The organism is Halobacillus sp. B23F22_1, from assembly GCF_043497005.1.
Lineage (GTDB): Bacteria > Bacillota > Bacilli > Bacillales > Halobacillaceae > Halobacillus_A.
Window position 1 is genome coordinate 1256765 of the sequence record NZ_JBIEKE010000001.1, and the last position, 26642, is coordinate 1283406.

The 26642-nt window shown below is 36.0% G+C and carries 23 protein-coding genes; 16 read left to right on the forward strand and 7 right to left on the reverse strand.

Annotated elements, in window-relative coordinates; all coding sequences use genetic code 11:
• Positions 1-1296: a homoserine dehydrogenase gene (locus ACGTNH_RS06360; RefSeq protein ID WP_394585809.1), complete on the reverse strand. Its 1296-nt coding sequence runs from the start codon at positions 1294-1296 to the stop codon at positions 1-3.
• Positions 1297-1642: 346 nt separating this feature from the next.
• Between ACGTNH_RS06360 and ACGTNH_RS06365 the strand changes: the two genes are divergently transcribed.
• The 11 genes from ACGTNH_RS06365 to ACGTNH_RS06415 all read left to right on the forward strand — a co-directional run bounded on the left by ACGTNH_RS06365 (position 1643) and on the right by ACGTNH_RS06415 (position 9867).
• Entirely contained in the window at positions 1643-1855 is a 213-nt protein-coding gene (locus ACGTNH_RS06365) for a hypothetical protein (protein WP_394585810.1), read from the forward strand.
• 120 nt (positions 1856-1975) lie between these two features.
• Complete coding sequence (locus ACGTNH_RS06370) at positions 1976-2434, forward strand: IDEAL domain-containing protein (protein ID WP_394585811.1); 459 nt, start codon at positions 1976-1978, stop codon at positions 2432-2434.
• Positions 2435-2799: 365 nt separating this feature from the next.
• Complete coding sequence (locus ACGTNH_RS06375) at positions 2800-3024, forward strand: helix-turn-helix domain-containing protein (protein ID WP_394585812.1); 225 nt, start codon at positions 2800-2802, stop codon at positions 3022-3024.
• 135 nt (positions 3025-3159) lie between these two features.
• Entirely contained in the window at positions 3160-3753 is a 594-nt protein-coding gene (locus ACGTNH_RS06380; protein WP_394585813.1) for a hypothetical protein, read from the forward strand.
• A gap of 220 nt (positions 3754-3973) precedes the next feature.
• A complete protein-coding gene (locus tag ACGTNH_RS06385; RefSeq protein WP_394585814.1) occupies positions 3974-4102 on the forward strand; it encodes an anti-repressor SinI family protein in 129 nt (42 codons plus the stop codon).
• A 65-nt stretch (positions 4103-4167) separates the two neighbouring features.
• Positions 4168-5388 carry a helix-turn-helix domain-containing protein gene (locus tag ACGTNH_RS06390; RefSeq protein WP_394585816.1) on the forward strand — a complete coding sequence of 407 codons (1221 nt, stop codon included), beginning with the start codon at positions 4168-4170 and terminating at the stop codon, positions 5386-5388.
• Between the two features lie 96 nt (positions 5389-5484).
• Complete coding sequence (locus ACGTNH_RS06395; protein ID WP_394585817.1) at positions 5485-5991, forward strand: VanZ family protein; 507 nt, start codon at positions 5485-5487, stop codon at positions 5989-5991.
• Between the two features lie 279 nt (positions 5992-6270).
• On the forward strand, positions 6271-7986 hold the full coding sequence (locus ACGTNH_RS06400; protein ID WP_394585818.1) for a phospho-sugar mutase: 1716 nt from the start codon (positions 6271-6273) through the stop codon (positions 7984-7986).
• A 151-nt stretch (positions 7987-8137) separates the two neighbouring features.
• Positions 8138-9241, forward strand: a complete 1104-nt coding sequence (locus ACGTNH_RS06405) for a glycosyltransferase family 4 protein (protein WP_394585819.1) — start codon at positions 8138-8140, stop codon at positions 9239-9241.
• Between the two features lie 111 nt (positions 9242-9352).
• Positions 9353-9502 (forward strand): hypothetical protein, encoded by a 150-nt coding sequence (locus ACGTNH_RS06410; RefSeq protein WP_394585820.1) that lies wholly within the window; start codon positions 9353-9355, stop codon positions 9500-9502.
• A complete protein-coding gene (locus ACGTNH_RS06415) occupies positions 9484-9867 on the forward strand; it encodes a PQQ-binding-like beta-propeller repeat protein (protein WP_394585821.1) in 384 nt (127 codons plus the stop codon). The genes ACGTNH_RS06410 and ACGTNH_RS06415 overlap by 19 nt, the downstream gene beginning before the upstream one ends.
• A 44-nt stretch (positions 9868-9911) precedes the next feature.
• Here ACGTNH_RS06415 and ACGTNH_RS06420 read toward each other — a convergent pair whose 3' ends face one another.
• The 3 genes from ACGTNH_RS06420 to ACGTNH_RS06430 all read right to left on the reverse strand — a co-directional run bounded on the left by ACGTNH_RS06420 (position 9912) and on the right by ACGTNH_RS06430 (position 14439).
• A complete protein-coding gene (locus ACGTNH_RS06420; protein WP_394585822.1) occupies positions 9912-11096 on the reverse strand; it encodes a CDP-glycerol glycerophosphotransferase family protein in 1185 nt (394 codons plus the stop codon).
• Positions 11089-11487, reverse strand: a complete 399-nt coding sequence (tagD, locus tag ACGTNH_RS06425; protein ID WP_394585823.1) for a glycerol-3-phosphate cytidylyltransferase — start codon at positions 11485-11487, stop codon at positions 11089-11091. The genes ACGTNH_RS06420 and tagD overlap by 8 nt, the downstream gene beginning before the upstream one ends.
• Before the next feature lie 378 nt (positions 11488-11865).
• On the reverse strand, positions 11866-14439 hold the full coding sequence (locus ACGTNH_RS06430; protein ID WP_394585824.1) for an SH3 domain-containing protein: 2574 nt from the start codon (positions 14437-14439) through the stop codon (positions 11866-11868).
• 492 nt (positions 14440-14931) lie between these two features.
• Here ACGTNH_RS06430 and ACGTNH_RS06435 point away from each other — a divergent pair, with 492 nt between their 5' ends.
• The 4 genes from ACGTNH_RS06435 (at position 14932) to tagH (ending at position 21578) form a co-directional block, all read left to right on the forward strand.
• A complete protein-coding gene (locus ACGTNH_RS06435) occupies positions 14932-17778 on the forward strand; it encodes a CDP-glycerol glycerophosphotransferase family protein (protein ID WP_394585825.1) in 2847 nt (948 codons plus the stop codon).
• 34 nt (positions 17779-17812) lie between these two features.
• A complete protein-coding gene (locus ACGTNH_RS06440) occupies positions 17813-19858 on the forward strand; it encodes a CDP-glycerol glycerophosphotransferase family protein (RefSeq protein ID WP_394585826.1) in 2046 nt (681 codons plus the stop codon).
• A gap of 80 nt (positions 19859-19938) precedes the next feature.
• A complete protein-coding gene (locus tag ACGTNH_RS06445) occupies positions 19939-20754 on the forward strand; it encodes an ABC transporter permease (RefSeq protein WP_394585827.1) in 816 nt (271 codons plus the stop codon).
• Positions 20755-20771: 17 nt separating this feature from the next.
• The gene (gene tagH, locus ACGTNH_RS06450; RefSeq protein ID WP_394585828.1) at positions 20772-21578 is read left to right on the forward strand and encodes a teichoic acids export ABC transporter ATP-binding subunit TagH; all 807 of its coding nucleotides are present in this window, start codon (positions 20772-20774) and stop codon (positions 21576-21578) included.
• Positions 21579-21592: 14 nt separating this feature from the next.
• Here the strand turns inward: tagH and ACGTNH_RS06455 are convergent, their stop codons facing one another.
• Genes ACGTNH_RS06455 through ACGTNH_RS06465 form a run of 3 tightly spaced genes read right to left on the reverse strand, consistent with a single transcriptional unit; the run spans position 21593 to position 25741 of the window.
• Positions 21593-22783 carry a glycosyltransferase family 4 protein gene (locus ACGTNH_RS06455; RefSeq protein ID WP_394585829.1) on the reverse strand — a complete coding sequence of 397 codons (1191 nt, stop codon included), beginning with the start codon at positions 22781-22783 and terminating at the stop codon, positions 21593-21595.
• Entirely contained in the window at positions 22780-24291 is a 1512-nt protein-coding gene (gene murJ, locus ACGTNH_RS06460; protein ID WP_394585830.1) for a murein biosynthesis integral membrane protein MurJ, read from the reverse strand. The genes ACGTNH_RS06455 and murJ overlap by 4 nt, the downstream gene beginning before the upstream one ends.
• The gene (locus tag ACGTNH_RS06465) at positions 24278-25741 is read right to left on the reverse strand and encodes an O-antigen ligase family protein (RefSeq protein ID WP_394585832.1); all 1464 of its coding nucleotides are present in this window, start codon (positions 25739-25741) and stop codon (positions 24278-24280) included. The genes murJ and ACGTNH_RS06465 overlap by 14 nt, the downstream gene beginning before the upstream one ends.
• A gap of 132 nt (positions 25742-25873) precedes the next feature.
• Here ACGTNH_RS06465 and ACGTNH_RS06470 point away from each other — a divergent pair, with 132 nt between their 5' ends.
• Positions 25874-26605, forward strand: coding sequence for a WecB/TagA/CpsF family glycosyltransferase (locus ACGTNH_RS06470; protein ID WP_394585834.1), 732 nt, complete (start codon positions 25874-25876; stop codon positions 26603-26605).
• Positions 26606-26642: the final 37 nt, after the last annotated feature.

The following is a 26642-nucleotide window of genomic DNA, read 5'->3' on the forward strand; positions in this document are numbered from 1 at the left end:
TCAGTTGCTCCCTTCTACTCGGAAAACACTATCGACCGATCGAATGGAGGATAGGCTTTCTAAATCGTTATATGCCCGTTGAAAGTCTTCTTCACTTACTTGGTGAGTCACCATCATTAATTCACGTTCATCATCCTTATCAGCTTCTCGCTGGATGATTTGGTCAAAAGAAATACCATATTGAGCAAATATCTTCGTAAGCTCCATAAGCATACCTGGCTGGTCATGGACATGTAGACGCAAATACTTCTTCGTTAATTGATCTTTCTTTTCTTTTACTTGCTTAGCGAATTGCGGCTGCACATAAGCCGAACCTGAAGTACCTAAACGTAAACTTTTAACTACAGCGATTAAGTCTGAGACGACTGCAGTGGCTGTAGGTAATTTACCAGCACCAGGACCGTAAAACATCGTTTCACCTACAGCATCACCGTATACGTACACGGCATTATATTCGTCATTTACAGATGAAAGCGGATGTTCAATAGGAAGTAAAGTAGGTTCAACACTGACAGCAACCCCTGTATTATCATGTTCAGCAACTCCAATAAGTTTCACTGAATACCCGAGCTGTTCAGCGTATTGAATATCAGCTAATGAGATCCCGCGAATGCCTTTTATTTCTACGTCTTCTAAATTAAATGGCATCGAGAAGCCAAGTATAGAAAGAATAGTCATTTTACGGGCAGCATCTAACCCGTCTACATCAGCAGTGGGATCTGCCTCTGCAAAACCAAGCTCTTGAGCTTCTTTTAGAACAGCGTCGAAATCGACGCCTTCTTTTGTCATTTTAGTTAAAATGTAATTGGTTGTACCATTTACAATTCCCATCATTTTACGGATTTTATCAGAGGAGAGACCATCTAAAATGGACCTGATAATAGGTATGCCGCCAGCTACACTTGCTTCGTAAAATAAATCACATTTATTTCGGTAGCTTGCTTCAAGTAATTCATCCCCGTGCTGGGCAACGAGGTCCTTGTTAGCAGTAACAATATGTTTTCCGTTTTCAATGGCTTCTCTCAATATTGTTAAAGTGTGATCGATTCCACCCATAACCTCAACAACAACATCAATTTCTGGGTCTTGTGTAATATCTTCATAACGGTCCGTTATTTTAGTTGATGTGTTTTTTAAGTCACGAGGTTTTGATAAATTATTTACTAGCACGGTCTTAATCGTGACGTTACACCCTGTTTTATGTTGAATGCTTTCTTTATGGTCTTCAAGGATTTCAATAACACCGCTTCCTACGGTGCCTAACCCTAATAAGCCCACAGTAATTGTGTCCTTCATCGTTCACACTCCTTGTCCACTTGAAATATACATATTTTTATTTGTAATGGACATTGTAACGGAAAGGATGAGGATGTACAAGGTTTATAGAGTAGTATTTTAAAGTTTTTAAATAAGTAGAAAAAATCCAAGACAGTAAAAAGCAGTTTTAACTGTAATCATTGGAAAAACATCAAAGCTGCACTAATTTGGTGGTTAATCTTTATAAAGAATATAATTATCCTAAAATTGCTATATTTCTACATTTTTCATGGTTTTTTTACATTATTTTCTTGTGATACCTATTGACTAATTTTCGGAAATATCTTATAAGTAAATATACCTACTAATGAAAGGAGGACGAGCATTGAACCATTTTATAAGATCTGCACATATGTATGAAAACTTAGTCACCGGCATTATTGTAGAAATGGGGATCGGAAAAGCAGATGTATTCTTGCAAGAAGGACTTAAAGCTATACATAAATTTATCGAGATCCATAACGAAGCAAACGTTTATCAACTCACGATGGTTATACAAAATCATTTCCGTTCATTATTGTCTTCACAAAATGATTGAAAAGAAAGAGGCGGCTTAAGCATCTTTATTAATTGGTAAGATTTAAGCTTTATTTTTATGGTCAAATAAGAGATAATAGAATAAAATACTGAAAATTCTGATTGTAAGGGGTGGGCGGAAGTGTTAACTATAAAAATGTTAAAACCTTATTATGTGAAAGAAGATAAACGGTTCATCCGCGTTGTTTTAGCCTACCAGTATTTCTCCTTATTTATTGATGATGAATTGTATCAGTTTATCCCTATGGAGTCTCGAGAAATTATTATTGATCGAAAAAGTAAGCGTGTTCATAATGTGTTTGATATCTTTGTCTTTCAAAGAGGCAAACGAATAGTCTATGTATCCGTAGCTGATTTAATAAAGCTTCCTGAGTTTCTTACACACCTGAATTCCATCACTATTCCCTATGAGGCGGAAAAGATTGAGAAACCTAAAGATCCAGCATATAGTCAGTTAGAAGAAATAATTGCGGATATGGAAAAAGAGAACTTAAGGCGTCTTATCAATAGAGCAATCGATCGCTCGGATAAGAAAGCGTTTACCGAGTTATCAGATGTATGGAATGAGGAGTATTGTTAACAGGACCACAAAACTGAATAAAGAATAAAATAATCCGAACGATTCTAAGAAATCAGTTCGGATTATTTATATTACAGTGAAGGTACGCTGTACTTTTAAAACTCTGCGCTTTCCTGCGGGTCTTCGACTCATGCTGTTTCCACAGGAGTCTTCGCATTTTACCTACACCTATAAGCCGTGTTAATACGAATGTTTGTTTATCGCCATTCTATTTTTATATGTAGTAAGTCAAAAAATGTTCTCTATTAAGAAAAAACACCTTCCATTTCTTATTATTATCCGATATACTAACAATATAATTCTTTATTAAGAACGATTTTGTGTAATTTAGATACAATTAATGATAATTGAAGGGAGGAAATACGGTGGATTCCATTGGAGAACGTATAAGAAAACTTCGTTTAGGCAAGGGACTTTCAGTTAACCAATTTGCAAACCTTTCCGGAGTATCGAAGTCATATATAAGCAATATTGAAAGAGGCGTTCAAAAAAACCCTTCTTTAAGTGTAATGAGAAAGTTAGCTAATACGTTAGATGTTTCTCTTGAAGATCTACTGGCACACGTTAACGAACAGCATAAAGCAAAATAAAATAATGAAAGAGGTTATGAATGACGTATAAGGATCTTGATAGAGAATGGATATTTCTATTAAAAGAGACTAAACGAACGTGGACCGCACTTGAAGAAATTCGATGGTTTTTGAAAGAAAAGAGTTGATGCCTGCATGCAGAGAAAGACTGTTTTTACAAGGCTGGCAGCTCGGCCAAATTTTAAAGTTTCCTCTCCACCCCCTGTTCTTTTCTATAATGGGGTAACTTGTCACTTAAACACGTTGGTTCATCAATTTTCTCAATTAACAACGAAGCCCGATTATCAGATTGTAAGTAATGCTGGACAGGTCTATGCTTCCAGCGAAAGAAATAGATTCAAAGAAGAAGAGATGTTTGCAGTAAGTGGTGACAGCTCTCCTTTATCGTATTTACAGGCATCTGTGTGTTATCACGAATTAAAGAGATATAGTGAAGACAATTCTAGCGATTGGCAGGTCGATCAAATCATTGATGACTTCCTAATTTCCCGCTTTCAAGAAATACACTTATGGCCTTTCTGTTTACAAATGAATGGGTGGAACCCTATATTTTTCTATGACCTGTTAGATCATCCAGTTGTTATTTTTTATACGTATCATAGTGATGTTTGTTCTTATGTGTTAAAGCATACTCATCGTTTTGCTCATACATCTTATCATCAAAAGGTGGATAGTAAAGTAGAACTTACTGGGGAAAATTACTCTATTTCCTGGAAGAGGTTGTCATAATGCTTGATTTAAGGCTTTATAAACATATTCGAGTTATTTTTACAATATCTTCACCTCAAATAAAGTAAATAATTGATAAATTGTTAAAAAAATCTGATAAAATTACAAAACAATTATTATAATAGACGATATAATAGGCGTAGTTATATAGGGATAGGGCAGGGGGCTTACATACTAAAAATAGTAGAAGCTCCCGTAATTTAAACGGGGAGGTTCATCTATGATGAAGGCGATTCCTGATGTGAAAACGTTAGATGCAGAGTGGGTAAGATTGGTGAAAGAAGCAAGAGACATGGGGCTGTCAATTGAAGAGGTAAAAGAATTTATTAGAAAAACGAGCTTTCATTAACATCAGCTGCCGGCTGATGTTATTTTTTTGAAATTCCGTTATAGTAGAGAAAAGGAGGGAACAAAATGAACTCAGGTCATTTTGAATTGTTCGATTTACTTAGGGATTGTTCCAATTCTTTTCAAACTCCTATTTTAGTTTTTAATAATAATGAAAAGCTGATTCGTCACTTCCCCGATCAATTTCATCGGCCTCCGAAAATTTTTCATAAGGAATTTTATCAACGCTTAAGAGATAGTAAGAATCACCCTTTTCAACTGCAATTATTTTCAGATATATATTATCAATATTTCTTTTTTTATCCCGTTAAAAATTATATAGGCGAATTTACATACATCGGAATCGGTCCTTATCTTATGCAAGAAATAGGAAGGTTTCAAGTGCGTAAAATGCTTGTGCTATATGGTATGGACTTTTCATATGAAGGGGAGACCGTCGAATATTTTAGTAAACTTCCAATTATTGATATAAAAAAATTAGAATCCATGGAACGTCTGCTGAACACATTACTTCCCGGGAAAACTGAAAGTCGGTCCATAGGACAGCTTCCTAATGAAGAATGGGAGGATTACCGAGAGTTTAAAAGCAACCATTTGAATGCTGAATTTTCTCGCCACCTCTTGGAGCTAAACGAGAACTTCAACCGTTATTTCAAGCAAGGGGATGGAAGAGCACTTAAAGAATATCAAAAATTACGTCGGTCATCGCTTTTTCCCCTCGGGAATGGAAATGCTGTACGGTCTGCGAAAAACAATATTATAACATTAATCTCAAAGTTAACTAGAATTGCAATTGAAGAAGGGATAGCCAAAGGAGAAGCTTTCTCTTTGCATGATTTCTATATTAACTATTTGGAATCGAAAGAGGATACAGAAGAGCTTGCACTTTTAGAGCTAAAGATTGTACAAGCCTATTTAAATGTTATGAAGCAAAGGACGCAAAATAGTCTTATCTCCCCCCTGGTTCATCGAGCGAAAAACTACATCTACCAAAACTTAACGGAAGAGATTAATTTAAAAATTATTGCTGAGGAGCTTCATGTCAACCCTAATTACTTGTCCAGCGTTTTTAATAAGGATACCGGTGTTTCTATTACCACGTATATCAACGAGCAGCGGGTAAAGGAAGCGAAAGAACTTTTAACAAATACACAATATTCACTCATGGAAATTAGTATATTGTTAGGGTATAACAGTCAAAGCTATTTTACCCGCGTATTTAAAAAACATGAAGGAATGAGCCCGAAAGATTTTCGCCAGAAATTGCAGTCTGCCCATTTACTATAACTCCCGTAGAGATTTTTTGATTTTTTAGAAAAAATATGTAATATTACAACGAATTATGTTAAAATAAAACAATATTTATATGTTATGAGGATCGATATGAAAAAGTTCGGATATTGGATTCCTTCTCTGTTGTGGATGGGAATGATCTATTATTCTTCTTCAACACCATATGAAAAGCAAGATGTGAGACCACTGCTGGGTAGTTGGTTTAATCTCTCCTGGTTAACCCCTTTCGTAGAAGGAATTACCTTTACATACCACAATCAAGAAGTAAGTGTCGCAGCACAAGGTATAGAGGGATTTATCGAATTCTTTATTAGAAAAGGCGCTCACATTGGCGTGTTTTTTATTTTAACTTTACTACTTTATACTGCCTTGCGTCACTCCTTTCGTAAAGGAAAGAGATTGTGTGCTATAGCATGGTTTTTAACTCTTTTTTATGCTGTATTTGATGAACTTCATCAAGGTCTTACACCAAACCGTACGCCTTATGTTGGAGATGTTGTATTAGATGCCCTGGGAGGAAGTATGGCAGTTTTAGCCATTTTTTTATGGGAAAAAAGGATTACCGACGAAAAAAGAAGTTTAATCTCGAATGATTAAGGAATATAGGATTATAACAGAAAAATAGAAAAGGTGGGGGCAATGACAAAATCAGAAGAATTAAAAGAACTTTTGCAATCTATTATTCAACAGACGGAGAATTCCGAATTAGCATCTTCTCAAGATGTGATTAATCGAATCATTCAACAACTTCAAACATAAACAGTAAGAGCAGAAAAACTGCTCTTTTTTTACACCCAATTCCCCTCGTAAACGCTTTAATGTGATATAATTTTTTCCATACATAGTTAAAATTCTTATAGTAAAGGGATGATAAATATGAGCTGGTACCAGGAATATGAACGTTGGAATACTTTCACCTCTTTAGACCCGACTCTAAAAAAAGAGCTAGAACTCTTGCAACAAGATGAGCAGTCATTAGAGGACGCTTATTACAAAAACTTAGAGTTTGGTACAGGTGGTATGCGTGGGAAACTCGGACCTGGAACAAACCGTATGAATATTTATACCGTTAGGCGAGCGGCTGAGGGTCTTGCTTCATATGTAGAAAGTCTTTCAGGACAGTCTAAAGGTGTTGTTATTGCCTATGATTCAAGGTATATGTCAAAGGAGTTTTCAGTGGAAGCTGCTAAAGTGTTAGGCCGCCACGGCATTCTAACCTACGTTTTTTCTTCATTAAGACCAACTCCTGAATTATCATTTGCTGTTCGTTATTTAGGAGCAGCAGCTGGAGTAGTTGTTACCGCAAGCCATAACCCACCTCAATATAATGGATTTAAAGCCTATAATTCGGATGGAGGTCAGCTTCCCCTCGAAGAAGCAGCTACTGTAATCGACATGGTGAATAGAGTGGAAAACGAACTGGAGGTAGAAGTCGCTGATCAAGCAGATTTAGAAGCTTCAGGCCTTTTGAAATGGATAGACAGCGAAGTGGATCAGGCTTACCTTGAAAAATTAAAAGAAGTTAATGTGAATCCTGAATTATCTCAGTTTGCCGGTGATTTAAGTGTCGTTTTTACACCACTTCACGGTACAGCTCAAATGCTTGTCGAAAAAGGTCTTCAACAAATGGGCATTACCAATCTTCATACAGTTGAAGAGCAAGCAGTGCCAGATCCTGAATTCAGTACGGTTGCTTCTCCTAACCCAGAAGAACACCAGGCTTTTGAACTTGCTATTGAGAAAGGGAAGCAGCTTGGTTCAGACGTATTAATCGCTACGGATCCAGATGCAGACAGGCTCGGCATTGCCGTTCCTAATGCTGCTGGTGAATATCAGGTACTGACTGGTAATCAGACAGGGGCTCTATTGCTTGATTATCTACTATCTCAGTCTGAGCATATTCCGGAAAATGGAATCGTTATTAAAACCATTGTAACTTCCGAGTTTGGGAGAGTTATCGCCGATCATTACGGAGTAAGCAGCCTTGATACATTAACTGGTTTTAAATTTATCGGTGAAAAGATTAAAGAATATGAAGAAACGAATCAGCATTCTTTCCTTTTCGGCTATGAAGAAAGCTATGGCTATCTTGTAAAAGACTTCGCACGCGATAAAGATGCGGTCCAAGCAACAGTATTAGCTGCTGAAGTAGCTGCGTACTGGAAGTCTAAAGGTAAGACGTTACTTGAAGCTTTAAAAGGTCTTTATGAAAAACACGGCTTTTTCCTGGAGGATCTTCAATCGTTAACGATGGAAGGAAAATCGGGCTCTGAACAAATTGATAAGATCATGAATGACTTCAGACAGAATCCTTTGACGAAGGCAGGAGACCTTGAGGTTATAGCGGTGGAGGATTACACTACATCTGAACGGAACAAGAAGGATGGTTCTGTGGAAACAATTGAATTACCTAAAGCAAATGTTTTAAAATTCATACTGGAGAACGACAGCTGGTTCTGTCTGCGTCCTTCAGGAACTGAACCAAAAATTAAATTTTATTATGGAGTGAAGACTAGTTCCGGTGAAGAAAGTCGCAGGCTTCTTGATTCAGTTAAACAGTCAGTAAACGAACAAATTAATGAAAGTGTTTAAAAGGTCCCGCTTACCGGGGCTTCTTTTTTGCTCAAATTTAATAGAAATTCTCAAATTTATAGGGATGCAGAGAATCAAGTGGTCACGTATGATATAATGATACACGGATGAATTTTGAGGGGTTTCCCTTGTGGATTAAGCGAGGATTATTATGAATATATATATAGATATAGCCATAGCGCTTTTACTATCTATGGCTGCAAGTTATTTACTAGTATTTCCTGTCATTAAACTAGCGAGAAAATGGCGGATGATGGATCACCCGGAAGCACGAAAAATACATGCCGTCATTACACCGCGAATGGGTGGACTTGCTATATTTGGCGGAGTAACAGCTGGAATGCTGTATATTAGGCCTGACATACAATATTGGACAGCTATTAGTTTAGGTGCCGTTATCATAGTATTAACGGGCTTATTAGATGATCGTTATCAAATTAAACCTTTAATGAAACTAGGGGGACAAGTTCTAGCTGCCTCAGTCCTTATTTTTTCTGGATTACAGGTGGATATTTTGACGATCCCTTTTATCGGTATGATCCCATTAAGTGATCCTATTAGTATTGTCTTATCGTTTTTTTGGATTATTGGGATAACCAATGCCATTAATTTAATCGATGGACTGGATGGACTGGCTACAGGTGTAACCACTATCTCACTTATTAGTATCTCCATAATGGCACTTGCTCTGGAGCCTCAAATTGCAATTGTTTACATCTGTGTGGTCTTAATAGGGAGCAATATAGGCTTTCTATTTCATAACTTCTATCCGGCTAAAATTTATATGGGAGATTCAGGTTCTTTGTTTCTCGGTTATTCGATGGCGGTAATATCTATGGTAGGTTTGTTTAAAAATGTAACACTGTTCAGTTTCATTATACCTATCATCGTTCTGGCCATACCTCTTTTTGATACACTGTTTTCTATCTTGAGACGGTTTATAAATAATCAGAAAATCATGATGCCAGATAATAAGCACATTCATTATCAAATTTTGGCTGCAGGCTTTAGTCATAGAGCTACTGTACTTATCATTTATGGATTTAGTGCATTATTTGGTTTTCTGGCTATTCTATTTTCTCTTACGTCTTTTGGTATTTCGTTAGGAATTACTTTTCTGCTTCTCTTCTTAATCCACCTATTTGCTGAAATGACGGGTGTTGTTCAAAAGGGGAAACGACCGGTTATTGAATTATTGCAAAAAATATTCTGGAGAAAGAAAGCGAAAAACAGTCAAAAGCAAGAAGGAGATTGATTAGGTGGAGGAAGCGGGCCCACACCATTTGAGTTCACTGCTTTTAATATGGATAGCGGTGAAATAAAATGGCAAAAGGAATTCCCACATGTATTTGCAGGATTAGATGATGTGCCAGCAGCATCAGCCGAAGGAATCATTGTAACTACAGCTTTACAAGGGGACTTCGTAAAAAATAATAAATCAGGCGCTCAAATGATACATAATGACCATATTTATGTTGGGAGTCCAATTACAAAAAAATGTACGCCTATGATTTAAAGTCAGGTGAAAGACAGTGGGAATATGAGGACGAAGTAATGAAAGCTCCGCCGGTTGCAAAAGATAATGTTGTTTATTTTGGTAACACAAAAGGCCTTGTGCAAGCTTTAGATGCTGAAAGCGGGGAAAAGCAAGGAGAATTAGAACTTGGAGGCACTCTGGCACCCTCAGGTCCTATTATAATGAACGATACATTAATTATCGGCAGCCCGGATTCCAACTTTTCTGTACTGACTGAACATATACTTGATGATGAGGTAGAAACATTTGAAAGTTTAGTAGATAGTGAGACAGAGGGAAGAAATGATGAGTCATCCAATCAAGTAATTATTAAGCGTGCTTTTCGTCTTCCTAATAAAAACTAAATTTAAAAAAGAAAAAACCCAGTGAAATTACGTGCATCACTGGGTTAATTTTGTGGGTTTAAAACGGATTCTCGTTCCTGAACCTCTCCGTATAATGATTGAATAAGTTTCTTGCTTGATTCCCCGTCTGAATATTGATTCCATAGCTTTGAAAATTGCTCGATTTCATTGTAATTATAAAATTGAGTCCATATAATCTCAATAATCTCCTGGGTCGTATAGGCCACAGGACCAGGCGTCATAGTGTGATAATCATCCCAGAAACCTCTTACTCTTGCATACTCTTCTAAATCAAATGAGTAAAAGATCATAGGTTTATTCAATAGTGAGAACTCATATGGAATAGAAGAGTAATCTGTAATTAGAATATCAGAAACTAGAAGCAGATGGTTAATTTTTTCTCCCGAAGATACATCAATAATAAAGTCAGGATAAGGATTCTTGAAATTCGTCTTCACGGCTGGATGCAACCGCAATAAGAGAACATAGTCGCCATGTAAAGCTTCATACATCTGTTTTAGGTCGAGCTGGATATCAGGGTTCGTCAGCTGATGATCCCTAAAAGTAGGAGCGTATAAAATCACTTGCTTGTTCTTTGTTTCTGGATATTTTTCTTTTAGTTTCTGTACAATGGATGAATGATCTCTATAAAAGAAATCGGTTCTTGGAATACCAGTTTTAAGGATATTTTCTTCAGACAGGTTAAAGCTTTGTTTAAATATTTCAGCCATCTTATCAGAGCCTACGACAACTTTATCAAAACGCTGATATACTTTACGAAAACGGTCGTTCGCTTTCTTCGTCCGATGTTCAATGGATGGGTCGGCTAATCCAAATTTCTTTACTGCCCCAGATGCGTGCCATAGTTGTATGCATTCAACATTTTCATTAAAGTCAGTAGCTGCTAGAAATCCAAAATAATTATCAACGAATACTTTTTCGCATGTGGCAAGGTGATAGATCGACTGGATAAATTCCTTTGGCTTTTTCACGTTAAAAGGAAATACTTGGGTCTGATAATCTTCCGGAAAGAAATACTTACACTTCTCATCCTTAAGAATAATGATGTCGCCATTGTACTGTTTTTTTAGGGCTTCAACTGTAAACAAAATATTATCCCCAAAAGAAGAGACAAAAACAGTTTTCTTCCGTTGGGGATTAAGTTTAGCGATATTGAAAAAAGTTCTAAACATAAGCAGGTAGACGCTTATGATAAAGTCTTTAACCATTGTTCACATCAAATAAATCATCTTTTATTTTACTAGTTGAAATACCAACAGTACGTGGCAGATAAACAACTTCACAATATTCTTTCAAGAAGTCAAATTTACCTTCCCAATCATCGCCCATAACAAAAACATCAATATCATGCTTCTGTACATCTTCCACTTTCTGTTCCCAGTTATCTTCTGCAATTACTTCATCTACATAACGAATAGCTTCTAAAATCATTTTACGATTCTCAAAGCTGTGGTAAGCTTCTTTGTTTTTAATTTCGTTAAATTCATCAGAGGAGATTGCTACAATTAAATAATCTCCTAAATCTTTAGCTCTTTTTAATAAGTTAATATGACCCCAATGCAACAAATCAAAGGTTCCATAAGTGATTACTTTTTTCATTAATAATTTCCTCCTTGGATGCTCTAACATTCCACTATAGAGTATATACCTCTTATTTTACAGAAATAAAACATTCAATTTACAAATTTATAAAAAAGGGCGAGTATACTAGAATTATACGTGCATGTATTAATACTACAAGAAATTACAAATTAAAACAACAAGCTTTTCATTGATAATTTTCCCATATCTACCATAATGAGCAGCTTTCTATAAGTAAAAGCGGCTCTTACAAGTAATTTGATGTTAGGTAAGACGATGAAGCTCCCTCTCATAAAAAGGTTACTTTATTGCATGAATTTTCATATGTTTTAAGTTGTATCAGAAAAAAGGATTACTTCCACTGCGAGTGGAAGTAATCCTTCTCAGTACTATATTTTATTTTTCAATAATATAATTATTATTTGTACCACTACTTGACCAGGCTTCTGTTCCGTTATAATAGATCTTGTACCATTCATTATTGGTTACTAAACGGTAATTACTGTCTAGTACACCAGCCACATAATCACTTGACTGTAGCTTCCCTACAGAGCCATTACTAGTGGAAGGACCTGATCGAACATTTAAATTCGTAGCAGTTACCTCTAAAAGGTTTAGCAATTTAATAAATTCGCCGCTAACCCATCCTTTGGACCCGTTGAAAGATACTTCATACCAAGAACCATTGGTGCCGATAATATCAATCTTAGCGCCACTTGGGATAGAACCTGCTATTGAATCATCAGTAGATGGACCGCTTCTTAAGTTTAGGTTTGATCCTGATTGTACTACAACTTCCCCTTTAATGTTCTCTGGGTAGTCAATATAAGTACCGTTAGGATCCTCTGGTTCTGGTTCAGGCGCAGAAGAAGGCTGTCCAGTATATGAAGGTACATCATATACTAATACATAGTTATCAATAGCATCGTAGATGTTAGCGATTGTTCTTGTTTGGATATCTGCCCAAGCTACGTGGGTAGCGTATTGGTGATGTCCAGGACTATCAGGGTTCCAGCGCATTTTATACAGAGTGTCTTGTCCTCGGTGAACATAATTCACTGAGACAAAGCGTGCTCCTCCAATAATTGCTTCTTCCGGTGAGAACCAACCCTCATTAAAGGCTCGTTTGGCCCCCCCTGAAACGGGAGCGTTATCAACAGCCCCTATCCCATAAATATTATAAACAGTGTGCACCTTATTATTCTCTGAAACAACATTTCCGTTACCATCAACAGGAACACCTTTTGCTAGGGTAGATGTGCCATGTCCAGTCTCATGAATAGCATGCGAAATGAGGTAAGCTTCATTTATATCATGAATTTTCCCAGCTTCTATAAAAGAAGAGGCCGTTCCTTGTAAAATACCTGAGTTATATAAAACTTTTTGGTTTATTTCAGAAGAATCTAACCCAGCAGGCTGAGATAACTTCAAAAACTGATAAAAGCTGCTAGAGTTTTTATCAAAATTTTCAGGGTTTAAATAATAGGCAACTTGTTCTCTGCTTGCACCTACTTTACCTGCCCCATCTGCTTTAGGAGTTCTTGTCATTTGAATATCCAGAACATCTTCAAAGTGATGGCCATAGTTAGTAGTGTCATAGACTAAATTTTCGATACTGACTTGATCTTTATGGATGTAACCTGTACGCTTCTTGTCGTTGATGTAAGCTTCGGCTTCATACCAATTGGTACTAAAAGTTTTTAAGTCTAAAATGTCGTTTCTATCGAAAGATTCAAGAGTAGTAGAATTTTTGGAAGCATACTGGTGCATGGTAGTATTGTTAACAGCTGCTAATCCTCTTACTGCTTCTTGATCACTCGGGAGGTTTTCTACATGAGATTTATGGATGTAACCGGTATAGGCTTTGTGATTTAAATAAACAGTGGCTTCATACCAATTTGATGAGAAATCTCTATATTGCAAAATTTTCCCCTTACTATAAGACTTTAGTGCCTTTGAATTAGTGGAAGCTGCTTCAAAAACACGGGTAGGGGACTGTAATCCTATCCCCCGATACTCACTAGTAGTATCAGCAGCTTGTTCAAGGTGGTCTTTGTGAATATAACCAATCTCTTTGTTGCCATTAACTGTAATTTCTACAATGTGCCAGCTACTTGAATACCTTTTGTAATTAATAATTGAACCGGGTGAGTAGGATTTTAATGCTTTTGAGTTAGTAGTAGCATCAGCGTATACTTTTGTAGGGTTTAGAAGGGAAACTCCAGATCCTTTTTGACCATTAGCTTGACCAGTTTCTACATCATCTTTATGTATATAGCCGGTGTGAGCTTCATGGTTTAAGTACACAGTAGCTTCGTACCAATCACCTAAGTAAGACTTATACTTTAAAATCTTCCCGTTAGAGTAGGACTTTAATACTTTGGAATCTTTGGCAGCCTTTGAATATACATTAGTGGATTGAGCAAGGGCTATCCCTGATAAATCCTCTTGATTCTCAATGGCAGTTTCAACATGACTCTTATGTATATAGCCGGTATGCGGTTCATAATTCAAGTAGACAGTAGCTTCATACCAATTCTCAGAAAAAGTTTTATACTTTAGAATAGAACCTTGCCCGTAGGATTTTAATGCTCTCGAACTGGTGTTAGCATCTTCATAAACACTTACTATACTGTTGTTGGCTCTTCCCTCTAATGAATCTTGGGAAGCTGCAGCATTCTCAACGTCATCTTTATGTATATATCCAGTATGGGCTTTATAATTTAAATAGACCGTTGCAATGTACCAATTACTAGTATGTTGACGGTACCTGAGAATAGATCCTTTATCGTACTGTTTAAGAGATTTAGAGTTTTTGCTCGTCTCACTAAATACAGTAGTTGAATCCTTCAATGCAACTCCTCTTATTTCTTCCTCTGCTATTACAGAGTGTTCAACCCCTGGAATATAAACAAGTAATGGAACTAAGAATAAAAAAGCCAATAATAATCTTGGAAAGCTAGACTGCATTTACATTTGTACCTCCTAATTACTTATTTAAATAAACATTACTTTTAAGAAGATTTCTGCATAGGCCTCACCCTCTCAAAAGTATTTAAAAGCAATGTGTAGTAAATTAGGTGATACTAAGGAAATCTGTATCATACAAAACTATTAAAATACTTCCATTATTTTCTTGTTGTTCATTATTATGGACATAGTATAACATCACATTACAAAAAAATGAACGAAATATGACAAAAAAACATACTATTTACTCAAATAAAATAAAGGTTTTTAAAGAATTTTGTAAAAAAAAGTAGTATTAACCTATAAGTTTACAAGTATATTTACTATTATATGGGAAAATGGGGGAGGTGAATTTATTGGCTGAAATATTTGTAACATAAAGCTGTTTAATAAAAGCACAACTTAGTTGATGAGCTATTTAATAATGTTTAAAATAGTCTTTATGGAGTTTTTTATTAAATGGACTGATGGGTAAAATTGGGGGGAACAGCAATGAAGCGCATAAAATCATTTTTTCATAAAATTAAAGAAGAGATTTCTTCAGAAGAAAGCGATATAAATACCATGGATATTAAAATCAAAGATGTGCAATTTGATCGGAATCTTGTGCTTTTGACTTTATCAGAAAGAGTTACTATAAAGAAAGCTCAGGCGAAGATCGTAATAAAAGATATGAAAAATAGTGAAGAAATTAGTGAAGTAGGGATTATCGACGAAAATAGAGCGAAAATTAATTTAAAAGACCACTACTTATTAGATTATGATAAATGTGCATTTTACTTGCGTATTAATGAGGAAGAAACTCGATTGAAACCTTTAACTTCATTATCTTCTAATCTTAAGGATTATTCACACACACACGAATTAGAGGACTACTTATTAGTTCCATATACTACAATAAAAGGAAATTTCAGTATAAAAGTTATTGAAAGATTCACATTAAATCATACAAAAGATCTGCCGCATGGACTATTGGATATTCAATACCACACCAAGCAACCAATAATAAAAGGCTGGTTGTTCGCAGATAATGAAACTAAATTAAATTGTAAAATAATAATGAAGAAAAGAGGTTCAAATTTAATATATCAACTGCCAACTACTGTATTAAAAAATGAATGGCAGGCAGTTGTTGATCTGCCTTCTTTCCAACCTTCAAAAGGAACCTGGGATTATTACTTAAAAGTAAATGAGAAGAAAAACTATCGTATCCTAATCGAAGATAATAACATAACAGAGCACATAGAGGCGCAAACTTATCAGACGAACAGAGAGTCAAGATGGAATACCTTTTATATGACTAAGAATGGAGCTTTATCTTCTAAAATAAAATCAGCTACAGTACAAATGCTTGATGTTCAAGCAAAAGTTGTTGATAACTATACTGTTAAGTGCAGTGGCACATTAGACGGAGTTGTTTTGGATAAGAATCATAAAATTGATCAAGCGAAAGTGGTTGTTGAACAACGAAATACTGGCAAGTCGCACTTAAGTTCAATTGATTTAAGTATAGACGAAAACAGTACTTTGCGATTTAATTTTCTATTAAACTATTTAGAGATCATTTCACAGGACGGTGGAGAATATAGATGGGATGTTTATTTGCGAATTCCTTACCATGAGGATAAAGCAGTCTATAGATTTAAATTAGATGCAGAAGCGCTAGCCTATCAATCTAGAATAGAGTTAGGGAAAGAAAAAATTAATCAAGTGTATATGTATCCCACTGTTAATAAACAACTCTCCATAGTAATAAAGGATTTAAGTATTGAGCGAAATGTTGAAAGCTTTAAATTCTCTAATCATGAGTTGAATTTAAGTGGCCATGCTTATTTAGACACCGTTGAATGGATATCTGAGAAAGAGGTTGTAAGGAATTTAATTCTTAGAGAGAGAGAAACAGAACAGGAAAGTGTTCTTCCACTGGAAGGCAAATACAATAACCTTGAAAAGTTTGGTTATCGTTATCACTTTAGCGGGTTTGACGTCCAAATTAATTTAGGTTCTTTACTTTCTTTATCCAAAGAGAGGAAAAAAATTTTTGATCTCTATGTCCAATTTAATTACAAAGGGATCACAAAAGAGAGAAGACTTGGTTGTGAAGAATTCACTTACTACAAAGATGATGTGCTTGATAGAGTTGTTATATCTAGAGAAGATAATTACGAAATTAATTATCTAACTTACACGCCAAGTGGAAATTTGAAGATTGAAACGAATTGCATCCCTTCAGAAGCTCTCTCATATTTGTCTTATGAAAGTAATGGCTCTAGTGAAGAGTGCCTGGATGACATTTGGTTAATAGGAGAAAGATCAAACACAGCTCAAGATACTGGTTATCACTTCTTTAAATTCTGCAGAGAAAACTATCCCGAAAAGCAAGTATATTATGCTATTGATTCACACGCTGAAGATCGAACGCGTATTGAATCACTAGGGAATGTAGTAAATATTGGTTCGATTGAACACTATAAGATTGCCTCATCTGCTACAGCTTTTATAGGTTCTCATGATTTAGAATATTTTCTTCCAGCAAAAGGAATTGAATTTAATTCATATAAGCAAGGAAAGAAAGTTTTTTTACAACACGGTGTATTAGGAAGAAAAAACGTCGAATATCATAAAGACTACTATAAGTATCCTTTTGATTTGTTTTGTGTAAGTTCTTGGCCAGAGAAGAATTTAGTGGAGAAAAAACTAGGGTATAATAAGGATGAAGTTGAAATTACCGGGTTAACTCGTTTTGACTCATTACTTAATAATAATAATATCAGTAAAAAATCAATTTTATTTATTCCAACTTGGCGAGACTGGTTATTGAACGAAAATGATTTTCTGGAATCTGAATACTACAAAAGGTACAAAGGGATGTTGCAAAATGAAAGACTCCATGAGGTGTTAAAAGAAAATAATGTTGAGTTGAATTTCTTTCCACACTATCGGATGCAGCCATTTGTAGACCACTTTGAAATTAATAATGATAATATTAATGTCCTCAAATTAGGGGACAAAGCGGTACAAGAACTTTTATTAGAAAATAATTTAATGATCACAGATTATTCATCTGTTTCCTTTGATTTTAACTATATGTCAAAACCTGTAGTGTTTTATCATTTTGATCGTGACTCTTTTTTTAGAAAAGGCATTTTAAGACCAGTTGAAGAAACTTTCCTAGGGGATATATGCTATTCTGAAGATGAGTTAGTTAATCAAATTGCGGTATATATTAAAAATGATTTTACTGAAAAGGAAGAGGTTGCGACTAAAAAACATTTGATCTTTTCTGAAATAGACAAAAATAACTGTCAAAGAGTGTACAATCGTATTCTAGAGATTTAGATAATTTTGATTAGCTAAAGGAGCCATAACTGAGATGAAAAAACATTTAAAACCAAGCGTAGCAGATATTAAACTGCATCAAGATGGTCGAATTTCAATTTTTATCCCAATTTCTAAAGAAGATGACAGAATTAACAGACTAATTCTCATTAATCGCCAATCATCTGAAGAGATAAACCTTCCGTTACAAGAGAAGGATGTTAACAACGAGTTGAGGCTCTTATATGGACATCTGGATTATAAATACTGGGAAAGAAAATTGTTGAATGGTAAATTTTGGGATCTGTATTTGCAAAATGGAGATGGCAACCACAGACTTCGTACCACAAAACGTTCGATTGAATATGTAAGAATTAAAGAAGAAGAGAGTGGGATAACATTTCATCCTTATTTGACAAAGAAAGGAAATGTTTCCTTCCGCTATAGTGAAATTGATTTTTTTGCAGGCATTAATCAGGTGAGAGTTGCAGAAGAAAGCCAATTACTTATTGAAGGCTCATTAGAAAAAGTTGATTTAGAGAATGTGACAGATGCTAACTTGTTAGTGAATGATGCTTTTAATATAGAGTCCAGATTTCCCGTGCAGATCACTAGGCAGGAAGAAGCGGATTTTTATAGTTTTACCTCTGAAATTGAGCTGGGGGAAACTGTAAAAGAAGAGTTGCCTAATTATTTAAAGGTATCCATTGAACTAGAGACCTTCGACGGAAATCAAACCATGTGGAGGGAAAGCCCTCGCTTGAAATACTATGGGAAGGAACCTTTAGATGAAAGTGTTGTGACAAAAGTTAACAACCATGATATAAAATTTAAAATTTCCACAAGTAAAGTCATGAATTTTTTAACCATACATTTCTTAGAAGATAGTCTTATTAAAGAATATGCTCATAAAGTTGAAAACAATATCGTAAAAGCACGAAGAGGGAAGCGGGCTTTAAACTTTTATAAAAATGTTTTCCAACTTGTTAGTTACTTACCAAGAAAACGAAACTTAGTTGTATTTGAAAGTTTCCACGGAAAACAATATAGCGACAGCCCGAGAGCTATATACGAATATATGGATAAGAATTATCCGTCTTACAGCCTTATTTGGAGTGCCGACCGCAGACACTATGAGGAGTTTTTAGAAAGAGGGCTGCCAGTTGTTAGGCGATTTTCCTTGAAATGGCTGCTTGTTATGACACGAGCAAAATATTGGGTAACGAACACTAGATTACCCAATTGGCTGCCTAAACCCAAAGAAACAGAATATGTACAAACGTGGCACGGGACGCCTTTAAAACGATTAGCTGCTGACATGGAAGAAGTTCATATGCCGGGAACTAACACACTTAAGTATAAAAGTAACTTTATAAAGGAAGCAAACAAATGGGATTACTTAGTAGCACCTAATGAGTACTCCAGTAACATTTTTAGAAGTGCTTTCTTGTTTAGCAAAAACATGATTGAGTCAGGCTATCCACGAAATGATTATTTATATCAAGAAAATAATCAAGAGGCCATTGATCACATTAAAGAGAGCCTCAATCTCCCTCTAGATAAGAAAGTTGTTTTATATGCACCAACTTGGAGAGATAATCAATTTTACCAAAGAGGTAAATACAAATTTGATTTAAGTTTGGATTTGCAGAAAATGAGAGAAGACCTTGGTGAAGAATATGTAGTCGTGCTCCGGATGCACTACTTAATCGCTGAGAATTTTGATTTAGGCCCTTTTGAAGGTTTTGCGTATGATTTCTCTAAACACGAAGATATAAGAGACCTTTATTTAATCTCAGATATCTTAATAACGGATTATTCATCTGTGTTTTTTGATTATGCCAATTTAAGAAGACCTATCATTTTTTATGTGTATGACATTGATGAGTATCGTGATAGTTTACGTGGATTCTATCTTGATTTGGAGAAGGAAGCTCCAGGACCATTAGCAAAAACGACAAACGAAGTCATCGATTCTATTAAAGAGTTTGAACGTAATAATTATGAATTAGGGGAATCATTTGAAGCTTTTTATGATCGCTTTTGCTCTTGGGAAAAGGGAGAATCATCTAAGCGTGTAGTAGAAACTGTATTTAAATAATCACTTGTTGTGTTTCTAAGAAAACCTTAGTATAATTTGACGGGTGTTACGATCTTTGAATGATTAAGGAAGGTACCATTATGAAGTCTGCTTTAACCGTAATAAAAGAACAAGTGAATTACTTCTATTTAGTCAGACGGTTATCTTTATACGAAATCAAAAGCTCGAACATGAATAATTATTTAGGGATGCTTTGGGAATTAATAAACCCAGCGATACAAATTTCAATTTATTGGTTTGTATTCGGCTTTGGAATTCGTAACCGTGTAGGCGAGGGTGGAATGGACTTCTTCCCATGGATGCTGTCAGGGATAGTCGTTTGGTTTTTGATTAACCAGGGACTTATAGAAGCTTCAAAATCCATCTTTAAAAAAATAAAAATGTTATCGAAAATGAATTTTCCGATGAGCGTAATTCCGAGTTATGTTATTTTCTCGAAGTTCTACCCTCATTTGACTCTTTTAGCGTTAGTGATGGTCATCCTTAACGCGATGGGCTTTACTATCAGTATCTATTACATTCAGCTGCCTTTATATATGATTGGTGTGCTGGCGTTGTTGTATGCTATTTCTTTAATAACGTCAACGCTGGCCACTATCGTGCGGGATGTTCAAATGTTTCTCCAGTCGACATTAAGGATGCTGCTTTACCTTTCGCCTATTTTGTGGGACGTCAGTCAATTTGGTGAAGATTTAAATTGGTTGAAAATACTAATGAAGATTAATCCTTTTTACTATGTAGTGGAGTCTTACCGTACCTCTTTGCTGGGACAAGGTTGGTATTTTATTGAAGAATGGCAGTACACACTTTATTTTGTTGGTGTTATTGCTGTGCTCTTTATTATTGGAGCGGCTCTTCATGTTAAGTTCCGAAGACATTTCATAGATTTTCTATAAAAAACGGAAGTGATTCTATGGGTAAATCCGTCATCGTACGTGACGTTTCAAAAAAATATAAATTGTTTTCTAATCCGCGTGAGCGACTGCTTGATTTAGTGGTGCCCGGTAAATCATATGGAGAAGACTTCTATGCGCTTCAAAATGTCAGTTTTGATGTGGATGAGGGAGATATCGTTGGATTTATTGGGGTCAATGGTTCAGGTAAGTCCACGTTATCGAATATTATCGCAGGTGTAGTTCCGGAAACGACGGGCTCAGTGGAAGTCAAGGGGCAGGCTGCGTTGATAGCTGTAAACTCTGGACTTGATGGTAAGTTATCAGGTAGAGAAAATATTAAGTTGAAACTTCTTATGCTGGGATTTAGTCAGGCAGAAATTGATGAATTGGAAGAGGGAATTATTGAATTTGCTGAGTTGGAGAAATTCATTGATCAGCCCGTTAAGTCATACTCTAGCGGGATGAAATCCCGTTTAGGTTTTGCCATTTCAGTAAATGTTGATCCTGATGTTCTATTAATTGATGAAGCTCTGTCTGTAGGGGATAAAGCTTTTGCAGAAAAAAGCTTAAGCAAAATGTACGAATTTAAAGAAAAAGGAAAGACGATGTTTTTCGTCAGTCATTCCATCGGACAAATGAGAAAGTTCTGTGAAAAGGTGGTCTGGCTTGAATTTGGACAAGTGAAAGAATATGGTCCTTCTTCCGAAGTACTGGATCATTACGATGAGTTTTTAAAAGACTACAAGAAAATGTCTAAAAAACAAAAGCAGGAATATCAAGAGAAAGTTATGAAAGAACGGAGCAGCAAACAGGCCGCTACTTAATGCGCTAAGAGCATCTATTCCTTAAGGGAAGTAGATGCTCTTTTTTGTATCGCCTGTGAGTATAAGCCCTCAAACTTTTTGGCGGCTGTGATATGAGAAAAGTTAGAAATGACTTTTTGTTTGGCACGTTTAGCCAACGTTTTCCCGATTTCAGGGTTTTCCACAAGATATCGAATAAAATCACTTAACATTTTTTCATCCCGGTCACCAAACAATAACCCATCAACGTCGTGAGTAATCAATTCTTTTAGCCCTCCAATTGATCCAGCAATGACAGGAGTTCCTGACCCCATCGCTTCAATGGCAGAGATCGAAGTTGCTTCTTCTACTCCATGGGAATGTACACTTGGAATGAGTACAATCTGGGAGGTTTGATAAAGCTCGACCATATCTTGGTGTGGCACGGAACCTAGAAAATAAACATAGTTCTGAAGATTAAATTCTTCCGTCTTCTTCTTTAAAGCTGACAGCTGCTCTCCAGTGCCGGCATATACAAGAATGACATTAGGGTAAAGATCGTGTATTTGTTTTAAAGCGAGTAACGGGTAGACCACGCCGTTCTTTTCTGTCAGTCTTCTTGGAACGAATAACATGAAAGCGTCCTGTGGGAGATGGTATTTAGAACGTGTTAGTTCAGGACGTGAATAATGGTTGAACTGCTCAGTATCAATGAAATTACGAATGATTTGAGCTTCAACTCCAGATGTTTCTTTAACATAACCGCAAATCCTTTTGTCAACAGTTACGTTTAATTGGACACCATTATAAGCTTGTTGTTCGAATCTCTTTATTTTTTCTGCTTCATCTGTATTTGGGTGAATGGCACCTCTGCTGATTGCTTCATATGCGTAATAACCATGAACAGTGGCGACTACAGGTAAACCACATTCTAAAGAAGCAAGCGTAGCAAAGATATCCTGTGAATTAATGACATCATAGGAAGGCGCCTTTTCCAGAATGATGTTTGAAAGAAGCGATTTTCTTTGTAAATCGTTATGAAGCTGGCCTTTACCGTGTTTAATTCTGTTCATAACGTATCCCGGTCCCTGTGCGAATAATTTTCTTTTCCAATTTGGCAGATCTGAAAATGAAAGAACATCAACTAAATGACCTTCTTTTTCTAATCCTTTTTTTAGTGTTGTTATATGGGAGGAGAGTCCCCCTTCATGGGGATAATTAAAAATTGTAGTTATTAAGATGTTCAAGATGATTCCCCTCTCTTTAAGATTTTACGGCATTCTTTTTTAAAAGATTCGACGTTAAATACCCATAATAAACCTGCGTAACTGCTAAAGATTAAGAGGGTAACGAGAAAAAGTTTCAGCCACATGTTCAAAGGGGCAATAGACTGAGAAAGTATCCATGCTGCTGGAAGGATAAGTAAGACAATCAGCAAGCATTTTTGCCAATCTTTTGTGTAAACAGTTTTTCTTACTTGTTTTATATTCATAACCTTCTTGTATAAATAAACGGATTGAACCACCATGGATAAACTCGTTGCAATAGCGACCCCGCCAACACCGAAAAAAGGAGCTAGAGAAAAACTTAACATCATATTTAACGCTACACCAATCAGACAGGATTTTAATGCTGTATGATTGGAATGATAGGCATAGACGCTGTTCATTAAATAATCACGCAGCGCGAAAAACGGCAGTGCTGTCGTATAAAATACAAAAGCCATGGTCGTTAATGCAGCAGCTTTATGGTCAAAAGCTCCTCGTTCAAAAGCTAAGGAAACTAGAGTTTCTGCTTCGACAATCATGACGGTCATTAACGGGATGGAAAAGAGAATAATGATCGTCATTCCTCTTTGAACAAGCTCAATAAAAGAATAAAATTGATTAACAGCTTGTTTAGCTAATTGGGGATAAAGAATAGTTGAAATAGGCATTAACAAAATACTAAGAGGCAGCCACAATAAGCGATTTCCGTAATTTAAGGCAGAAACGCTTCCGTCTATTAAAAAAGAAGCAACTACTCTGTCTACCACACTGTTAAATTGAACAACTAAAGAAGCAAGAATGATTGGCCAGAAAGGTTTAATAATGGTTTTAAGACTTTGCCATTCTTGCCATGGCCAATAAAACTTGAAGTCCTTTAAAGGTAGAAAAGGCCATTGAACCAATAGTTGAAGAATACTTCCTGCAAGTACTCCCACAGCTAATCCGTAGATTCCCAGCCATTGATATAGAAGAAACATGCTTACGATGATCCCCACATTGTTTACAATAGGGGCCAAGGCTGGTGGACCAAATGTTTCTTTAGCATGTAATATACCCTGTGTGAACGATTGCGCAGTCATAAATAATAACGATGGCATCATGATCAAAGTAAGACCGGCAGCTAAACTTGATTGGTCTGCACTAAACCCTGGAGCAATTAAGAAAACTAGTGGCTTGACTGCCACCATGGCTATAACAGTGAGACTTAGGGAAACAAGTAAAAACAGAGTGGCCAGTTTATTTAATAACATGTTCGCTTCATTAGGAGTGCTTTGTTTTTTTTGAATGTAGAGAGGAATAATTCCCGCTTGAATCCCTGTTCCTAAAGCAGTAAATAAAATGGTCGGTATTAAATAAGCGACAAAGAATACATCTGCGGTTTCACTTGCTCCAAAGAGAGAAGCAATTAATGCTTCTCTAAAAAAACCTAATATTTTACCGATACCGGAAAGGATGGTTATCATTCCAAATAATTTAATCCATTTCATAATACTTCTCCAATTTTTCTTTGTTTAATACGTAACCTATTATGAAATAGAAGTAAAGGGTGAACGTCTTATCTTCAAGAATATTGTAAAAAAGTCCAGATACTAATAGAGTGGCTATAGCACTGAGACTTATACTTCGCCAAAAGTTATTTTTTAACTGCCATACTCTTTTAATCATCAAAAAGCAAAGAGTGAGAAAAAGAAGCGTTCCAATTATCCCTGTACTTACTAATAGAGAGATGTATTGATTGTCGGTGTATAGGTTATTAGGAATGCCGTACCTCTCGTAAATAGGGGAGGAATAGCTTTGGGACGCGGCATCTCCATAAGTGGCAAAGCCGCTTCCAGTCAAAGGGTAGTCTTGAAATATTTCAAGACCTTTTAAAACGACATAAATTCTTCCCCATTCAGCACTTGCTTGAATGGTCTGATCCGAGAACATTTCTTTAAACCTTTCGATCAGCACATTATTTTCTTTTATAATAGGAGAAGCTGGTTCTTCTTGAACTTGATCAGGAGGTCTTTCTTCCTCCGTTGTGTTAAAATATCCTGATTCGTCGATCATTTCTGATACGCGATCCATTGGGTAATAGATGAGAGAAAAACTGACGACAGCATATAGAAATAAAGGCAGTACTTGCTTCCACGCTTTTCTAAGTATAATAAAAACGACAGCCCCAGCTGCGAATGCCAGCAATGTTCCTCTAGAATAAGTGAGTAAGGAGGTACCGGCTAATAAAATTCGAATGATCATTAAAGGTTTATTTCTTGAATTAGTATTTTTTAATAAAAAGGTACTGAAAAATACAATGAGCAAATAAGTAGCAAGCACATTCGGATTAGCAAGTAAGCCATATATGCGCATTTCATTTGCTGATGCGAGATTCCAGTCCCGCCATTCAGCTGGCAAAAGCCAGTGACGTGAGCTTATTTTTTCCACCCAGCCATGAACGCATACGAATAGGGCTGTCGCAATAGATATGCCGATTATTCTGTCTAGTTCTGTTCGCTGCCAATGAGATTCTTTTACAAAAATAATGACCAAAAACGTAATTAGTAAAGCTCGAATTTGAAACAGGCCGGCGGGGACAGATATGCCTGTATGAAGTCCCGATAATAAGCCGACTATTAAGATAGAAAGAAAAAGCCCGGCCCATTTATATTCTTTGATCCAATATGAAATAGGCTGAGACCGTTGATAGACTGCTATGCATACAGCTGTTAGAAGAATAAGGTCAGCTAAAAGAATATATCCGCCGTTTATTTCAACTAAAAAAGGACGGACAGGAAAGATAACAAATAACAGCAGCAGCCCATTTTTCGAGTAAAAAATAGTAAAGCCTACAATAATGATGGTAATGATATATCCGAACAGCTCAGAAGGTAAGATGAGTCCGAATGCAATGAGTAATATATGTAAGGTGAACAGCCAATATTTAAAGTCGTTCATTGAACCACTCCTGATAAAATGTTGCCTTCCTTATATCATACTCCTAATTTACCTATATAAACCATCCCTTTCATGTAAGGACTTTATTAATATATTTTTAATCTTTGTAAAATAATAGGAAGGTGTCTTGAGATGAGAACAAATGAAGCGTATGTTGAAATTAAAGGAATTCCTTTTTTTAACACAACTCATTACGAATTACTAACACAGCATTTATATCCTGCCCTAAAGGAACAAAGGAACATTTTTTTAGTAACCGCAAATCCTGAAATTGTTATGGAAGCCGAGCGTGATCTTGAGTACAGCAATATATTACGTGAAGCCGATTATGTCATTGCCGATGGCATAGGAGTTGTGATTGGTTCTAAGCTTATGAAGAAACCACTCCCCGAGCGTATCGCCGGCTTTGATGTTATGGAAGATCTGTTGAAAAAAGCGAATCGTGACCAATTACGATGCTACTTCCTCGGTGCAAAAGAAGCTGTGCTCTATGAGGCGGTAAATCAAATCAAGCAAAAATTTCCAAAACTCATTGTAGCAGGTCAACATCATGGTTATTTTGATTTAAAAGATGCAAATGTTGTTAATAATGTAAAGGAAGCAGAGCCGGATATCGTATTTGTAGGATTAGGATTTCCTAATCAAGAAAAGTGGATACATCAATTTCGTAATGAATTTTCTCATGGATTATTTATGGGAGTAGGCGGAAGCTTTGACGGATGGGCAGGACACGTGAAGCGGGCACCAGAATTTTGGCGGAAACTTAATGTGGAATGGCTTTATCGATTAATAAAACAACCGAGTCGCTGGAAACGAATGCTACAATTGCCAAGATTCATTTGGCATATTTTATTAAAAAAGTAGCAGTCTAAAAGCAACAACGGTAGAAATGAGGGGATCT

Coding starts and splice junctions, on each gene's coding strand:
- ACGTNH_RS06400 (WP_394585818.1), top strand. CDS start 6,271: ATGAGCTGGTACCAGGAATATGAACGTTGGAATACTTTCACCTCTTTA.
- ACGTNH_RS06405 (WP_394585819.1), top strand. CDS start 8,138: ATGAATATATATATAGATATAGCCATAGCGCTTTTACTATCTATGGCT.
- ACGTNH_RS06420 (WP_394585822.1), bottom strand. CDS start 11,096: ATGGTTAAAGACTTTATCATAAGCGTCTACCTGCTTATGTTTAGAACT.
- ACGTNH_RS06435 (WP_394585825.1), top strand. CDS start 14,932: ATGAAGCGCATAAAATCATTTTTTCATAAAATTAAAGAAGAGATTTCT.
- ACGTNH_RS06395 (WP_394585817.1), top strand. CDS start 5,485: ATGAAAAAGTTCGGATATTGGATTCCTTCTCTGTTGTGGATGGGAATG.
- ACGTNH_RS06415 (WP_394585821.1), top strand. CDS start 9,484: ATGTACGCCTATGATTTAAAGTCAGGTGAAAGACAGTGGGAATATGAG.
- ACGTNH_RS06385 (WP_394585814.1), top strand. CDS start 3,974: ATGATGAAGGCGATTCCTGATGTGAAAACGTTAGATGCAGAGTGGGTA.
- ACGTNH_RS06380 (WP_394585813.1), top strand. CDS start 3,160: ATGCAGAGAAAGACTGTTTTTACAAGGCTGGCAGCTCGGCCAAATTTT.
- ACGTNH_RS06465 (WP_394585832.1), bottom strand. CDS start 25,741: ATGAACGACTTTAAATATTGGCTGTTCACCTTACATATATTACTCATT.
- ACGTNH_RS06470 (WP_394585834.1), top strand. CDS start 25,874: ATGAGAACAAATGAAGCGTATGTTGAAATTAAAGGAATTCCTTTTTTT.
- ACGTNH_RS06430 (WP_394585824.1), bottom strand. CDS start 14,439: ATGCAGTCTAGCTTTCCAAGATTATTATTGGCTTTTTTATTCTTAGTT.
- tagD (WP_394585823.1), bottom strand. CDS start 11,487: ATGAAAAAAGTAATCACTTATGGAACCTTTGATTTGTTGCATTGGGGT.
- ACGTNH_RS06360 (WP_394585809.1), bottom strand. CDS start 1,296: ATGAAGGACACAATTACTGTGGGCTTATTAGGGTTAGGCACCGTAGGA.
- ACGTNH_RS06445 (WP_394585827.1), top strand. CDS start 19,939: ATGAAGTCTGCTTTAACCGTAATAAAAGAACAAGTGAATTACTTCTAT.
- ACGTNH_RS06440 (WP_394585826.1), top strand. CDS start 17,813: ATGAAAAAACATTTAAAACCAAGCGTAGCAGATATTAAACTGCATCAA.
- murJ (WP_394585830.1), bottom strand. CDS start 24,291: ATGAAATGGATTAAATTATTTGGAATGATAACCATCCTTTCCGGTATC.
- tagH (WP_394585828.1), top strand. CDS start 20,772: ATGGGTAAATCCGTCATCGTACGTGACGTTTCAAAAAAATATAAATTG.
- ACGTNH_RS06390 (WP_394585816.1), top strand. CDS start 4,168: ATGAACTCAGGTCATTTTGAATTGTTCGATTTACTTAGGGATTGTTCC.